10 protein-coding genes and 1 CRISPR repeat array (1 of these 11 running past the window's edge) are annotated in these 16,001 nt (G+C 65.2%); all 10 genes read left to right on the top strand.

Features of this window, described 5'->3' with window-relative positions; all coding sequences use genetic code 11:
* Positions 1–23 precede the first annotated feature (23 nt).
* The 10 genes from J3U87_RS00710 to J3U87_RS00665 all read left to right on the top strand — a co-directional run bounded on the left by J3U87_RS00710 (position 24) and on the right by J3U87_RS00665 (position 15,210).
* A complete protein-coding gene (locus J3U87_RS00710) occupies positions 24–2,003 on the top strand; it encodes a type VI secretion system Vgr family protein (protein WP_237381102.1) in 1,980 nt (659 codons plus the stop codon).
* A 146-nt stretch (positions 2,004–2,149) separates the two neighbouring features.
* Complete coding sequence (locus tag J3U87_RS00705) at positions 2,150–2,824, top strand: toxin-antitoxin system YwqK family antitoxin (RefSeq protein ID WP_237381101.1); 675 nt, start codon at positions 2,150–2,152, stop codon at positions 2,822–2,824.
* Positions 2,825–2,908: 84 nt separating this feature from the next.
* A complete protein-coding gene (gene tssK, locus J3U87_RS00700; protein WP_237381100.1) occupies positions 2,909–4,246 on the top strand; it encodes a type VI secretion system baseplate subunit TssK in 1,338 nt (445 codons plus the stop codon).
* 14 nt (positions 4,247–4,260) lie between these two features.
* Positions 4,261–5,019, top strand: coding sequence for a DotU family type IV/VI secretion system protein (locus J3U87_RS00695; protein WP_237381099.1), 759 nt, complete (start codon positions 4,261–4,263; stop codon positions 5,017–5,019).
* Between the two features lie 628 nt (positions 5,020–5,647).
* Positions 5,648–9,007 carry a type VI secretion system protein gene (locus J3U87_RS00690; RefSeq protein ID WP_237381098.1) on the top strand — a complete coding sequence of 1,120 codons (3,360 nt, stop codon included), beginning with the start codon at positions 5,648–5,650 and terminating at the stop codon, positions 9,005–9,007.
* Positions 9,008–9,544: 537 nt separating this feature from the next.
* Positions 9,545–10,600, top strand: a complete 1,056-nt coding sequence (tssA, locus tag J3U87_RS00685) for a type VI secretion system protein TssA (RefSeq protein WP_237381097.1) — start codon at positions 9,545–9,547, stop codon at positions 10,598–10,600.
* A 165-nt stretch (positions 10,601–10,765) separates the two neighbouring features.
* Positions 10,766–11,515 carry a type I methionyl aminopeptidase gene (gene map, locus J3U87_RS00680; protein WP_237381096.1) on the top strand — a complete coding sequence of 250 codons (750 nt, stop codon included), beginning with the start codon at positions 10,766–10,768 and terminating at the stop codon, positions 11,513–11,515.
* A 111-nt stretch (positions 11,516–11,626) separates the two neighbouring features.
* Positions 11,627–13,306: an ABC transporter substrate-binding protein gene (locus J3U87_RS00675; protein ID WP_237381095.1), complete on the top strand. Its 1,680-nt coding sequence runs from the start codon at positions 11,627–11,629 to the stop codon at positions 13,304–13,306.
* 12 nt (positions 13,307–13,318) lie between these two features.
* Positions 13,319–14,290, top strand: a complete 972-nt coding sequence (locus J3U87_RS00670; RefSeq protein WP_237381094.1) for an ABC transporter permease — start codon at positions 13,319–13,321, stop codon at positions 14,288–14,290.
* A complete protein-coding gene (locus J3U87_RS00665; RefSeq protein ID WP_237381093.1) occupies positions 14,287–15,210 on the top strand; it encodes an ABC transporter permease in 924 nt (307 codons plus the stop codon). Before J3U87_RS00670 ends, J3U87_RS00665 begins: the two co-directional genes overlap by 4 nt.
* 564 nt (positions 15,211–15,774) lie before the next feature.
* A CRISPR array of direct repeats spans positions 15,775–16,001; the repeat unit is 37 nt; unit sequence GTTTCAATCCTTGTTTTAGTGGATGTTTGGGTTCGAC (it continues 2,293 nt past the right edge of the window).

The raw sequence follows: 16,001 nt of genomic DNA, 5'->3' as shown, positions 1-16,001 counted from the left end.
CCAACCATCCGTGAGGAGGCTCCATGTCGTTCGAAGAAATCAATCCCGCCTACACACTGCATTCGCCGTTCGGCGCGACACTGCGCCTGGTCTCCTTCGAGGGCACCGAATCGCTCTGTGACCTGTTCACCTTCAACCTGTCGCTGGTCGCCGAAGATCACAACCTGACCTTCGACAAGGTGGTGGGCGAGCACGTCTCGGTGGCGGTCGACCTGAACGACGGCAAGGAACGCTTCATCGACGGCCTGATCACGGATTTCACGTACGCGGGGGTCGGCCCCGGCGGTGCCATGTACCGCGCCACGCTACGCCCCTGGCTGTGGCGGCTGACGCTCACCTCCGATTGCCGCATCTTCCAGAACCAGAACCCGGCAGAGATCTGCAGCGCCATCTTCCGCCAACACGGCTTCGCCGACTTCGAGCTGCGCCTGAAGTCCCAACCGCCGCCCCGCGAGTACTGCGTGCAGTACATGGAAACCGCCTTCCACTTCGTTTCGCGGCTGATCGAGGACGCCGGGCTCTTCTACTTCTTTCGATTCGAGCGCGGCAAACACACCCTGGTCATCTCGGACGATCCGACCGTCTTCGCGCCCTGCACCGGCATCGACCTGCTAAAGTACCGTCCGGCCGGTCACCGTTCGACCCGCGCGGACAGCCTGCAGGACTGCACCCTCGTGGGCCGCATGACGAGCGACGGACTCGGCCTGGGCGACTTCAACTTCGAGTCGCCGGACGACGCCCTGGTCGTCAGCGAGGGCGCCCGCAACGGGCTCTCCCATTTTCGCTACCCGGGCGGGTTCGCCACCAAAAACGAAGGCCGCGACCTCGCCAAGCGAGCCCATCAAGTGAACTTGCAGTCGGCCGAGATGCTCCAGGCATCGGCCGTGTCCGCCGGCATCCAGGCGGGCCACTGCCTGACCTTGGAAAATCACCCGCGCAAGGCACTCAACCGGCGCTACGTGATCCGCTCGGTCACCCACACGGGCGGCAAGAAGGAATACACCAACGCCTTCACCGCCTTCCCCCAATCACTGCCGTTTCGGGCTCCGCCGCGAACGCCGAAACCCAGAATCCACGGTGCCCAGACGGCGGTGGTCGTGGGCAAATCGGGCGAGGAGATCTGGACCGACCGCCACGGTCGCGTCAAGGTCCAGTTCCACTGGGACCGACGCGGCAAGCGCGACGAGAACAGCTCCTGCTGGGTGCGCGTCGCCCAGGGCTGGGCCGGCAAGCAGTACGGCAGTTTCTTCCTGCCGCGCATCGGCCAGGAAGTGGTGGTCTGTTTCCTCGACGGCGATCCCGATCGCCCCTTGGTCACGGGCGCCGTCCACAACGCCAGCCAAACCGTTCCCCTGAACCTGCCGTCCGAGCGAACCCGCAGCACGACCCGCTCCAGTACGGTCAAGGGCAAGGGCTTCAACGAAATCCGCGTGGAAGACAAGAAGGGCGACGAGGAGCTCTACTTCCATGCCCAAAAAGACCTCAACAGCCACGTGCGCAACAACCAAACCGAAACCATCCAGAACCACCACGAGGTGCTGGTCGAGAAGGGCGACCAACGCTTCGAGGTGGCCAAGGGCAACCACACGCTGGCGGTGCCGAAAGGCCTTCAAACGGAACGCGTCAAACAACGCGACATCGTGGTCGAGACGCGCGAGAACCACCAGACCAAAGGCGATTTCCAACACCGGGTGGGTGGCTCCTACACCTTGAAGATCGACGGCAACCTGTCGATCGAGGCCTCCGGATCGATCACCCTGAAGGCCGCCGGAAACCTGAAAACGACGAGCGGGCGCTCGACCTCGATCGAGGCCGCCGCCGACCTGAAGCAGCAGGCCGGAACCAAATTGAGCCAGAAGGCGGGTGTCGGCCTCACGAGCCAGGCGGGCACCACCATGGAGCTCAAGGCCGGTGCCATGCTGAAAGCCAAGGCCTCGGCCATGACGTCCGTGGAGGCGGGCGGCATGCTGACGCTCAAGGGCGGGCTGGTGAAGATCAATTGATGTCCGCGCCTCACCCGCCGAGACGCTTCGGCGCGAGACTCGGAACGCGGGAGCACGACGGCACCGGAACGGGGCCGGTGCATGGTCCCGACCCGATGCCGATCCACGGATTTTCCCCTCTTTAATTGAATGATGGAAGTGCAGCGATGGAAGACACGGTAACCCTAGAGGAGTACCATCCCAACGGCCAACTGGCGTTACGGAAAACGATGAGAGACGAGGTGCCCCACGGGCCGCTGAAACAGTTCGACGAGCAAGGCAATCCGGTGATGACCAGCCATTTCAAGGATGGTCGCCTTCACGGTCTGACGCTCAACTTCGGGCCTCGTGGCCAGGTGGTTCAGGATTGCACCTACGAGGACGGCGTCCTGCACGGGCCGGTCCGCCTCTTCGACGAGGAGGGGCGGCTGCAGCAGGTGATGCCCTACCGCGGCGGTGTGGCCCACGGCGAGGCGGTGATGTACCAGAAGGGCAAGAAACAATTCTCGATGGACTATCGCGATGGCGAATTGCACGGCCTGGTGACGGAATACGACCCCGTCGGGCGGGTTCGCGCCCGCCTGCGGTTCTCCGGGGGCAGGCAGGAAGGCCTCTCGTCCTGGTTCGACGTCGAAGGTCGTCTGCTGCGCTCGAGCATCTACGTGAGCGGCATGCTCGAGGGCGAGACGTTGGAGTACCACCTCAACGGCAACCTACGGGCGCGCAGCCACTACCGCGAAGACCAGTTGGACGGCGCGGTGGAGGAGTTCGACGAACACGGTAACCCCACCAACCGCACGGTTTACGAGCTGGGCCGCAAGATCGAAGCGCCGGAGTCCTGAGTCGGCCCGCACGCCGACGACGGCCGGTGCCACCGCCGTGTCGTCCCGACCGAGCCACATTTGAATTCACGAGGAGTCACGAAAATGTCCGAATCCCCCCGGGTCCCCGACCCCATCGATTGGCACGAGGGCATGTTGCTCTCACCTCAGCACTTTCAGGAGGCCGACCGCCGACTGGAGCGGTTGTTCCAGTTCTACGGCGCCCAATGGCAACCGTACTCCTGGGGCGTGCGCCACTGGGACCTGGACGAAACCCTGCTGGCCCACGGCCGCTTTCGGCTGCATCGATTGGAAGCGGTGATGCCGGACGGACTGGCGCTATGTTTCCGCGAAACGGAGGCACACCACCTGGAGCTGGACCTGTCCGATCGCCTGGAGCTGTTGCGGACCAGGCCGCGAAAGATCTACCTCGGCGTGGTTCGCGCCGAGGAGGTGCGGCATGCCGAGGCGGATGCGCCTCGCCGCTTCCGCGAGGTCGAGGGCGCCGCGGTGGTGGATCGCCGTTCCGGCTCGCGGGTCCACATCCCGCGTCTGAGCCCGCGACCGCGCCTGTTCCTGGACCGTCCGCCAGGTCTGTACAGCGCCTTTCCCTTGGCCGAACTGGCCTACAACGGCAACGTGCTCCAGTTGACCGAGTTCCACCCTCCCGTTCCGGCCGTGACGGACGACCTCGAGATTGCCGCCATGTGCCATCGGGTGACCGCGCTGCTGCGGCGCAAGGCCAACCACCTGTCGGGCCTGTTGTCGACCGGCCAGGGCGAGGATGGCTCCCGCGCCGAGGTCGAACGCAACCTCGTGCACCTGGTGGGCGGCTTGCCGCTCTTCGAAACCGTGTTGCGGTCACACCGCCCGCACCCCTTCCAGCTCTACCAGGCGCTGGTTCAACTGATGAGCCACCTGGTGCCCCTCAGCCGCAGCAAGGTGCCGCCGTTGCTGGAGCCCTACGATCACGACGATTTGCGCACCACCTTCGGTCAGGTCTACCAAACCATCGTGTCGATCCTGGAAGCGCGCATCCAGGAAACCTTCAGCGAGGCCGCCTTCCGCAAGGACGGCGAGACCTACACCCTCGAGTTCCTGCCGGAGTGGCGCGGCAAGGAATTGATCGTCGGGTTCGCCCGCGAGCCGGGCAGCCGCGAGCGCGAGGCCGCCAACTGGATCGCCGGCGCGCTGATCGGCAAGGCCGAGGAGATCCCGACGCTCCGCAGCAACCGCATTCTGGGCATCCAGCGCGAGTCGATCGATCAGGTCACGGGCCTGGTTACCGGTCAGGACATGCTGCTCTACCGCATGGGTTCCGGCAGCGAGCGACTGCATGCCGGCGATCGCCTGATCATTTCGCCCAGTGCCGGCTCGGACACGAGCTTCAGTCCCACGAGCCTGAGCCTCTACGTGCGCAACGACGCGCCGGCCCATTCCTGAAGCGGAGGACACGGATGCACGCCGAAAACCCCAGTCTGTTGCTGCAGAACCTGGTCGCCTTCTATCAACTGATCGCCACGTTGAAGGGGCAAATCCTGCGGTGTGACGCCGAGGCGCGCGACGGCACGCCGACGCCGAGCATGGCCGCACCGCCGTCGCGCAAGGAGGTCTGCGATCGCCTGCTGCTGATGCTGGATCGCCAGGCTTCCCGAAGCGCCGGACACCCGGACTCCGCCCTTGGCCGCCAGAGTCGCGAGGCCCGCTACGTCATGGTCGCCCTGGCCGACGAGGTCTTCCTCCACTTCGCGTGGGCCGGCCGCACCGAGTGGAACCACTACCTTCTCGAAGAGCAGGTGTTCCACTCGCAGTCGGCCGGCGAGTGGTTCTTCCAGCGGGTCGACGACCTGCTGCTGGACCCGGGCGCCGGCAGCCGCGAGCTGGCCAAGGTCTACCTGATGGCCCTGGCCTTGGGTTTCAAGGGACGTTACCGGCTCGGCGACCCCAACGGCGACCTGGCCCTCTACCAGCGGCGGCTCTACGGCTTCATCTTCGGGGCCGAGCCGCCCGCGACCCAGGCCGCGCTGTCGTTGTTCCCGCAAAACCGCGAGACGGTGGCGGCCCAATCGGACGCCCAACCGCTGCCGCGGCAACGGGCGCTGCACCGCCTGGCCGCGGCGATCCTGGCCGCCTGGCTACTGCTGGGTTTCGGCCTCTGGCGTTGGTTGACCCGGCCGGTAGCCGAAGCCGCCCGAGCCATCCTCGACCTCCCCTGACCCGCCAACGCCTCCGAAGCCCCCGCCCCAAAAAGCAGCCCCAAAGTCACCCAACCACAAAGTCCCCGCATCCAAAAAGCGCCGTCGTCGCTGTAGGTTGGCCCGCTGGGCCGACAAAACGAAGCCACCCAGCCCCACATTAACAAACCTCTCTAGAGCGAAGCCCTCATCCCCATGCAACAGCCCCAAATCCCATCAAACCCCATAACAATCAACACCTTAAAAACGAAACCACCATCCCTATAAAGAATACTCCCCAAGCTACCCAACCAATGGACCCATCATCAAGGTTGGCTGAGTACCTCTTATCTCACCGGCTAAGCAACTGGAACCGAACTCCCAAACACCAGGCAAACCCAGTTTTCAACAAGATTCAAACTTTACGCATTAAGCGCCAAATCGAAATGGTTCCCTGGCCTATTCCAGGCGCGGTGCCAGACAGGTGCTGCCGCGCTTCGCTCTTTTATGGTTCTAAACCTGCGAAGGGTGGGTTGCTCCGACATGTCGGCCGAGCCGGCCAACCTACTGCAGCGCCGCCCCTCAAAACAGCCTGGTACTCCAAGCAGCCGCACTTCGATAAATTTCAGGTAAAGATTCCCCACCCACCCCCCCACGAGGCAGGTCCCTCATGATGTTTGATTTCCACACGTTCACCCACCCGAGGTTCTGGATCGCCATCGCCGTGTTGCTGCTGTGCTTCCTCCTCCTGTGGGCGTGGCGCCGCCGGCGCAACGGCAAAAAGCCCAAGATCCGCTTCCACGCGGCGCGCTTCTTCATCCCGTCGGTGTTCCTGCCAGGAGGCGGTCGGCTCTCGATGGAAGACGAGGACGAGCAGGGCCCCGCCGAAGGCGGCCCGAAAGCCGGCGATCGAGACCCCGGCAAGCGCAAACCACACAAGCGATCCGGGCGCCGCGGGGGTTGGCTGATGCGGGCCAGGCTGGGTGTGTCCTTCAAATCCGGAACGCGGCGCCTCAGGGCCCATTTCCCCGGGCGCCGCTACCGCTACCGCCTGCCGTGGTACCTGTGCCTGGGCGCCTCGGGTTCGGGGAGAAGCACGCTGCTGGGACAGACCGGCCTGAATCTCCCGCTCGGCGCGCCGGACGCCGCGGAAACGGCGGGCCCTCTCACCTGGTGGTACTTCGATCGTGGCGTGGTCCTCGAGCCCGACGGTTCCCTGTTCTGCGAGGATCCCACCTGCCAGACGCCGGGCCGGGGTTGGAAGAGTTTCTGCCGCGCCTTGTACCGCACCCGTGCCGAGCGCGCGCTGGACGGCGTCCTGCTGACGATTTCGGTCAAGGACCTGATGGGCGCCGCAGGCTCGGACCACGAGGCGTTGGCGCAACGGGCCGAAACCATCTACGGCCAGCTCCGCCGGCTCCAGAAAGAGACCGGCATGGTGTTCCCCGTCTACGTGATCCTGACCGGTTGCGATGCGATTCCGGGCTTCTCGGCCTTCATCGCGCAATGCACCGAACGGGAGCGACGCGACCTGTTCGGCTGGTCGGTGCACCACGACACCACGGTCCCCTACGCCGCGTCCTGGCCCGATCAGGCGTTCGACCACCTGGCGGAACGCATGGCGAGGCTCCAGTTGGACATGGGGTTCCGCGGATTCGGCGACACCTTCGACGACGCCTTCTTCCTCCTGCCCGCCGCCCTGGAGGCCCTTCGCGAACCGATGCGCCTCCTGCTGGACGGCATCTTCGTGTCCACCGCCTACCACGACCCCATCCTGCCGCGCGGCATCTATTTCACCGGCGCGCCCGATCCCAACCCAAACCCGGAGTCCCGTTCCCAGGCCGTGGCGCCACGGAGCGAAACCCCCGGCGGAACAAAGCCGACGGCGAGCCTCGACGGCACGGTGCGCCCCTGTTTCACGCGCGACTTGCTGACCGACAAGATCTTCCCCGAACGCCATCTGGCCGCGCCCTCGCGCCACAAACTCAAGACGCTGGATCGTTGGGCCCTGACCTGCCGCTTGGGGCTGGCGGTGTCGACGGTCGTCCTCTTGGTGGGAACCGCGATCGCGGCCAGCCGCCTCCACGCGGCTCGCGGGCAATGGCGTTTCGCCTTGACCCAGATTCGCGCCGTCTTGGCGGAGCGGCACCGCGGTCATTTCGATGCGAGCTGGCTGGCCCAGAACCAGAACCCGCTTTTCTTCGCCATGCAGCGCATCGACGGCCACCATTTCCGTTCCCTGTTCCTGCCCGCCTCCTGGTTTTCCACGCTCGATGCCGACATCGACCGCGCCACCACCTTGGCCTGCGAGGACCTGCTGGTCGACGGCCTGGCCGACCGGCTCATCCACCGCGCCGACCTTCTCCTCGAATCGTCCCGACCAACCACCCGCAAGGAAGAATCCCCTCGACGCTCGGTGACGCCCTTCGAGGAGTTGGCGACCTACCAGGCGCTCGACCGTTACGTGCACCGGCTCGGCCGACTCGAGTTCCATATCCGGGCCTACAACCGCTTCCGCGGGACGGCGGACCTGGAGGCGCTCCGCCAGCTCGTCCGCTACTGTTTCGATTTCGACATGTCGGACGCCACCCTGCACCACTTGGCCGCCATGAACATCGACACCAAGCGCTTCGAGGCGATTCGGTTCGAACGGCACGCCGCGGCCACCGACAAGCTGGGCGCCCTCTACGACCGGTTCCTCGACGATCTGTTCCACCCGGCCGCCATGCTCCAGCGCGACCAGGCAGACCTGCGCCGCTTCCTGGAGGACCGCAATTCCATCCTGGAGGATCGCCAGGCCGGCCTCGCCCTGTTGCGCGACCTTTCCTACCGCCTTCGAAACACGGAGCGCTGCTACCGCGACGAGCCGTTGGGCCTGTTCACGCCGAGCCGCGGTTCGGGCGCGCCCCCCTTCCACGAATGGCTCGCCGAGGTGGCGGCCCGCGGTTTTTTGGAGCCAGGAACCGGGCGGCAGCTCGCGTCGCGCTACCACGGCCGTTTCTATGCCTATCGGGATCAACTGGAGCCGTTTTTGTTGGCGGAGGCGATCGAGGCACGCGGCACCATGGGTGCCTTTTTCAACCTGCCGTTCGTCCAGGCCGCCACCGCGCTGGACGAACCGGTGAACCGCCGCAAGCAGTTCGAGGTCTGGCGCAAGACCGATCTCGACCACGCCCGGCGCTACCGCCAGCATCTCGACCGGTTTCGTGCCCAGTCGATCGCCGGGGCGTCGGATGGCAATTGGTCGGCCGTCCTGGCCCAGTTGGCCCTGGACACCTACGAAGATGCCGTCAACCGCCTGCTGGCCCAGGCGCCGCCACTGGCCATGGGCGTGGATCAGGCCTTCTCCGAAAAAGAGTTGGCCATCCAGATTCACGGCTTCGCCCGGGCGCACCGGGCCTTGGCGGACATTCGCGCCAGTTTCGCCGAATTGGGCCTGGCCCAATCCGAGAACCGGCTCGACCAGTACATGTCGCAAACCGCGCTCGACCTGCTCTTTCGAACCGACGCCTTCCTGCCGCGCGACCTCTACCTGGACCTGGACCTCGCCACCTGGGACGGGCAGGGGCCGATTTCGCCGAAGGGGTTCGGCTTGGAGGACCGCGCCGCGCTGGCGCGCTACCTCGAGCAGACGCGCCACCGGCTGTGGCATTTGGGAGTGAATTGTGCGGCACCGCTGCTGGCGATCTTGGACGGGGCCAGCGCCGATCCCGAGGTGGTGACCCTGCCGTTGGTGGTGCGGTGGCGCGACATGCTGCGCGAGATCAAGGCCTACGAGCAGCGCCGGCCCTACCCCAGCATTCGCAGGCTGGAGGTCTTCCTGACCCGCGACATCAACCGGATTCGTCAGCACAACTACCGCGAATGGGTGGGCGACGTGCGGCCGTCCAGCAACTACTTCCTCGACAAGATCAACCAGTGGAAGCTGCGAATTCGGGCTCATTGCGAGGAGCGCGAGTCGCGCCGACCGGACCGATCCAACCGGTGGCCGCCAACCAACGCCGCCCGAACGGACCCCATCGACATCTAACCCAAAAATCCCCGCATAACCAAGAGAACCACCGAAGCGAAGGAGCGGGCAAGCCCGACAAACCGAAGCTACCCAACCCAGCAGTTCCCGCATCAAAAAAGAGACGTCGTCGCAGTAGGTTGGCCGGCCCGGCCGACAAACCGAAGCTACCCAACTCCAACAAAACAAACACCACAAGAGCGAAGCCCCAACTCCCCCCAATCACCCACCACCAAAGCAACCCAACCCAGCAGTTCCCGCATCCAAAAAGAGTCGTCGTGCCAGGTAGGTTCACCAGCCTGGTGAACCAATCGAAGCAACCAAACCCCAACACAACCAACACCATAAAAGCGAAGCCCCCACCCGCCCCAATCACCCACCACCGTAGCAACCCAACCAAGCAGTCACCGCATCCCAAAAGAGCCCTCGTCCCAGTAAGTTGGTCAGGAGCGGTAAGCCGGCCCGGCCGACAAACCAAAGCAACCCAACCCAGCAGCCACCCCCACCCAACCAAAACCCTCAATCCAAAAACCGAAACCCCCGCCCAAGGAGCCCCAAATGACCGCCGCCACCGCCTACACCGCCCTGCTCGAACCCATCGCCCCCGAAGCCCCCTGCGGCCAAGACCTGCGCTACGAGCCCATCCACGATCGCATCGAAGAAGCGCGCCGAGAGGAAGACGAATCCCTACCCCGCGGCGACTGGGAGCGCGAACTCAAGCAAGCCGACTGGTCCCTGGTCGCCGAGCTCTGCGAAGAGGCCCTGCGGACGCGAACCAAGGACCTGCGCCTGGCCATCTGGCTGGTAGAAGCACGAGTGCGGTCCGAGGGCTGGGCCGAAGCCGGACCGGGCTTCGCGTTCCTGCAACAGCTCGCCGAGACCTTCTGGGACGGCCTCTATCCGGGCGCCGGCGACGACGACCAGGAAGCGCGGGCCCACCTGTTCGAATGGATGATCACCAGTTTCGGCCGCCTTCTCCACCGCGTCCCCGTGACCCAATCGACCCAAGCCGACGACCGCACCTTCAGCCTGCACCAATGGCAGAACGCGCTCGCCGGAAACCAGCGCCTCTCGTCGGACCCGAACGAGGGGCCCAGTGCCGAGCGCATCGAAAAAGCGCTGCACGCCACCGACGCCACCTACCTCGACCGCCTCCACCGTGATCTGGCCACGGCCCGCGCGGCGGCCGAGACCCTGGACCGCACCCTGGAATCGCTACTGGGCACGGAAGCGCCGGGCTTTCACGCGCTCTACAAGCCGTTGGACTTCGCACTGCGCCACCTGGAACCCTGGTCCACGACCGAGCCCTCCGAAGGCGAAACCGGCACGGCGTCGCCCGACGAGGCCGACTCCCAGGCGGAAGGGGCCGCCGCTTCCGGCGTCGAGGCCGGCCGCATCGTCGACCGCGATCAGGCCTATCGCCAGATCGGCCGCATCGCCGATTACCTGATGGAGGTCGAACCCCACAGCCCCACGCCCTACTTGCTGCGCCGCATCGCCGGCTGGGGTTCCAAATCGCTGTTCGAACTGCTGGAGGAAACCGTGCCTTCGGACCAGGAACGCGACCACTTCAAGGGCTTGCTCTATCTGCACTACCCGAACGGGGCGTCGTGATCGATCGCACGGCACGTGCGGCGCCGCAAACCCGAGGCGCGGGCTTCCCCTTCGCGCGCAAGCGTGGGAGAATAGCGCAAATTCGACCGAACCCAGCCCCAGCCAGTTCCTTCCGGGGATACCCATCTTCGGTTGCGCGGGATCTCGGTACCCTCGGAGGCCCCTTTGTCTATCGATACCGATAAAGACCTGGAACAACTCAAGCGCATCGGCCGCATCGTCGCCCTGACCCTGCAAACGATGCTCGACCAAGTGAAACCCGGCATCACGACCGCCGAACTGGACCACATCGGCGGCAAGATGCTGGCGAAACACGGCGCCCGCTCGGCCCCCAAAATCACCTACGACTTCCCCGGCCACACCTGCATCAGCATCAACGACGAAGTGGCCCATGGCATCCCCAAGGCCGACCGCGTGATTCGCGCCGGCGACCTGGTCAACATCGACGTCTCGGCCGAGCTGAACGGCTACTTCGCCGATTCCGGCGCCTCGATTCCGGTGCCGCCCACGCCCCAGCTCTTCACCAAGCTGTGCCGCAGCACGCGCTCGGCCCTCAAGGCCGGCATGAAGGCGGCCCGCGCCGGCCAGCCGCTGAACCGCATCGGCAAGGCGATTTCCAAGGAAGCCTACCGCGCCGGCTTCGGCGTCATCCACAACCTGTGCAGCCACGGGGTGGGTCGCGCCCTGCACGAAGAGCCGGAGTACATTCCGAGCTATTACGATTCGCGGGACAAACGCACCCTGCACGAGGGCCAGGTGATCACGATCGAGCCGTTTCTCACCAACGGCCCGCCGATGGCCTTCCAGGACCGCGACGGCTGGACCCTGCGCACGCAAGAAGGCTGTTTCGCGGCGCAGTACGAGCACACGATCGTCATCACCAAACGGCAGCCGATCGTCATCACCCGCGCCTGATCGACCGGCGGGCCGCCCGTTCGGCCCGAATCGAACGAACGCCGCGCGCCCGCCCCGCATCGGGCGCGCGTCGCGATGACCCATGTTCACGCCACACAGAAAGGATCCACCATGCACCGTTTCTTGATGCCTCTGGTTTTATTCGGATTATTGATACTATGCCACTGCGGTCGGGAACCCGCGCCCACCGAGGCCTCCACCGCACCGGACGCGAAGGTCGAAACGCCCGACCACCTGCGCATCGGCATGCTGGTTCGACCCGACAGCACCAATCCCTACCTCACCATGCGCCGTTCGGGCATGACGATCGTCTACCTGCTGTATCCCAAGCTGTTCAAGGAGTTGCCGAACCTGGTCGACGGTGTCCCGGACCTGCAGCCGTTCCTGGTGAAGCAGGCGACCTGGGACGAGGCGGGCACGACGGTGACGTTGCTGTTGCGCGACGACCTGACCTGGTCGGACGGCACGCCGATCACCACGGCCGACGTGGCCTACAGCTTCGAGGCCCAGCGCAACGAGGCGGTCGCCTGGATGGGCTTCGACGAGACACGCCGCGTGGCGGATTGGAAGGTGACCTCGCCGCAGGCGTTGCAGGTCACGTTCAAGGAGCGCTCGCTGTTCAACATGCTCTCGCTCAACGAGGGCTTCATCGTGCCCAAGCACCGGTTCGAAACGGTGCCCTGGGAAACCTGGCTGGAGCACGACTGGACCCAGAACCCGGTGGTGTACGGGCCCTACCTGTTCGACGGCGCCCCCAACGACGAGGGCATGCGCCTGGTGGCCCGCGATCCCGAGGCGGCCCGGATCGACCGCCTGGATTTCGCCTTCATTCGCGACAAGGAAGCGCTGTACCAATTGTTGTTGGCCGGTGAACTGGACTACTCGTGGTCCCTGCCCACGCCGCGCATCGCGGACGTCCACGCCAAACTGCATTCGTATTTCTACAACGATTTCAGCATGGCCTACCTGGCCTGGAACCCACTGGACCCCGAAGCCTACGCTGCGGCGAACCCGAAGGAGAAGGCCGCCCTGGACACGCTCAAGGCCGAGCGGCCCCACCGCCTGTTCGGCGACGCCCGCGTGCGCCGCGCGATGACGCTGCTGATGGACCGCAACGGCTACAACCAGCGGCTGTGGGCCGGTCAGGCCGGCGTCCCGCTGAGTCCGTGGCGGGCGGGCCTGCCCTACCTGGCCACCAAGGGTGAGCCGGAGCCCCACGACCCGAAGAAGGCGACCGAGCTGTTGACGGCCGCCGGCTGGGCGAAGCGCGACGGCGTCTGGACCCTCGACGGCGAGCCGGTTCGCTTCACGGTCGTCTGCAACGCGGGCAGCCCGATTCGGGAGAACGTGTTGCTGGCGGTACAACAGGACCTGGCCAAGGAAGGCATCGACATGCAGATCGATTTGACCGAGCCCAGCCGCTACCTGCAGATGGGCGCCGAACGTCGCTTCGACGCGGCCTTCGCCATGCTCGCCACGGGCAGTCGACCCGACGTGGACGGCTTCTTCAACAGCGAGGCGGCCCTGGGCGGCGCGGGCAACTGGTCCAGTTGGACGGCGGTCGACGATCACCTGCAGGCGGCGGCGAAGGCGGCCGATGCGACCACGCTGACGAACGCCATGGCCGCCTTGGAGGCGGCCTTCATCGAGGACCAGCCGGTGAGCCTGCTGTTCGCCGGTCGCGGTGTCGCGGCGATGACGCCGGACAGCGACGTGGTTCCGCGCAGTTGTTACTTGAGTCCGTTGTTCGAGGTCGATCAGTGGCGCCCCCGAGCCGGCGGTTCCCCCTGAGAGGTGCCCGGCATGCGGCGTCCGGGGATGCTGGTGCGGTGGTTGGCACGGCTGGGTCAGATGCTGTTGCTGATCTGGCTGGTGGTCACCGCGCTGTTCGCGGGCCTGGCCCTGCTGCGCGGCAACCCGATCGACCTGTACCTGGACCCGCGCATTTCGGCGGAAACCAAGTCCCGGATCAAGCAGCGGTTCGGGTACGACACCGGCCTGGCCGCGCAATACGCCCGCTACCTGGGTAACGCCTGCCGCGGCGAGCTGGGCGTCTCGTTCATTCACAAGAAACCGGTGACGCGGGTCTTGGCCGAACGCATCCCGCGCACGCTGTGGCTGGGCACGCTGGCCTACCTCACGGCCCTGGCCTTCACGCTGGCCCTGCTGTGGTGTTTCGACCCCCAGGGCGGGGCGCCGCGCTGGCTTCGCCGCCTGGCCGAACCGGTGTTCCGGTTCTGGCTGGTGATGCCGTCGTTCCTGTTCGCGATCATGCTGCTCCACGTGGCGGCGATTCGCTGGCACCTGTTCCCCGTCTACGGGAGCCATCGCCCGGGTGCGGACCCTTCGTTCTGGGACCTGCTCCACCACAGCGTGCTGCCCGCGCTCAGCATCGCGATGCCGTTGGCGGCCTACCTGACGGCCTACCTGCGCGCCCGCCTGGAGCCGCTGGCCGACGCACCCTTCGTGCTCTCGGCACTGGGCCGGGGCGTGTCGCCGACGCGGGTCTTCTTCAACCACAAGCTGCGGGTGGTGCGGCCCCTGATCCTGCAGTTGACGGGCCTCTACCTGCCGGTGCTGATCAGCGGGATGATCATCGTGGAGAGCATCTTCGGCTGGTCGGGCATGGGCCTGCTGCTGTTGGACGCCCTGACGGGCCGCGATTACCCGCTGCTGCTGGGCGGCTGCCTGTGGATGACCTGCGTGACGGTGGCCGGCTACCAGTTGGCGGACTACCAGCGCGCCCGCCACCTGGCCCAGGCGGGTGCGGCATGAAGGCGGCGATCGGCTTGACGGCCGCGGCGGCGGTGCTGGGGCCGGCGACGCTGGCGGCGGCGACGCGCGGCTGGTGGTGGGCGGCCCTCTCGATCGCGGCACTCACGATCGCGCTGTTCGTCGTGGCGGGCCGCCGCGGACGCCCGACCTGGACGCCGCTGACGGTCGGCTTCCTGGTGGGCCTGACGGTGTTCGCCGCTTGGTTGTCGCCGCACGGGCCGATGGCGGCGGCAGCGCCAGGCGGGGTGCACCCCCTGGGCACGGACCACCTGGGCCGGGACATCCTGGCGCGGTTGATGTTGGGGAACCGGACCTCGGTGCTGATCGCGGCGGCCGCGGCGGGCCTTTCGAGCGTGCTGGGCGTGGCCTTCGGTGCCTTGCTGAGCCTGCTGCCGCCGCGGTTCCGGTTCGCCGGCGACGTACCGCTGCAGGTGTTCCTGTCGCTGCCGGTGCTCCTGTTCTACCTGATCGGCCTGGCCCTGTTCCCGGCGGGCCCCAACACGCTGATTCTGCTGATGGGGTTCACGTTGTGGCCGGAGCTGGCGCGCCTGGTTCAGGAGCGGCTGGAGAGCTTGCGCCAGGCGCCGTTCGTGGTGGCGGCCCACGCGCGCGGCGACGGGGCGGTGCAGGTCTTCCGGCGCGAGCTGCTGCCGAACCTGACGGGCCTGGTGGCGACCTACCTGCTGTTGAACTTCATTAGCGCGATCCTGCTGGAGTCGATCCTGAGTTACCTGGGCCTGGGTCTACCGCTGGGGACGCCGAGCCTGGGCGCCTTGCTGCACGAGTGCGCGGGCCTGTTCGAGCACCGGATGGCGCCGCTGGCGGCGGTGTTCGGACTGTTGACGGCCTACGTCGGCGGGTTGCGGTTGGCAATTCGGTCATTGCAGCGGCGGACGGTGCCGCACTTGGCTGTATCGTGAGTGGAGGGTGGTGCTGAAGTGGGCGCGGCCGTGTGAGGTGGAGGGGGCGAGGTTTTTTACCACAAAGGACGCGGAGTTCACGGAGAGGAGGGAGAACAGAAGACGCTTCACCGCAGTGCCCGCCTGCACGGGAGAAGTGTCGTCGGAGTAAGTACCGGGCCCTCCAAGGACACCGGTTCGTTGCTTCGAAGCGACGAGTCCCCAAATAGGCGTCCATCCAAGAGCGAAGATAAAAAACCACGCCCAACAATACTATGCCAGTACCGCATACCCAAGAATTTCCGAAAGTGCAAAAGTGATATCAAGCCTGTAGGTTGAGCAGCTTGCTCAACCAATCGAAGCTTCTGACCCTGTATAAAAAATCAGACAAAATAGCGAAGCGACTTATTTCAAATGCGAAAAAAATGGCGTGATCTTCCTACAGTGTTTTGCATTCTTTGCTTTGACCTTCCATAACCTTATTACCAACATCGTTTATTGCATTAATACATCTACATTCTTGATTAAATTGATCTTGCGCTTCGATTCACAGACAGCTTGGCACAGTCTCGGAACCGTAATCGGGTTTCAATCCTTGTTTTAGTGGATGTTTGGGTTCGACGCGGCAAGTTTCAGCGCCGCTTCGAAGACCAGATTCGGTTTCAATCCTTGTTTTAGTGGATGTTTGGGTTCGACATGGTTTTCGAGTTAGTATTTTTCGAACTCAATACGTTTCAATCCTTGTTTTAGTGGATGTTTGGGTTCGACGACGAAGCCGCCCAGAGATGGGCGAAAAACTACCGGTTTCAATC

The sequence above is a fragment of the Sulfidibacter corallicola genome (assembly GCF_017498545.1).
GTDB classification, from domain to species: Bacteria; Acidobacteriota; Holophagae; order Acanthopleuribacterales; family Acanthopleuribacteraceae; genus Sulfidibacter; species Sulfidibacter corallicola.
This window is presented reverse-complemented; position numbering and strand designations above follow the sequence as displayed.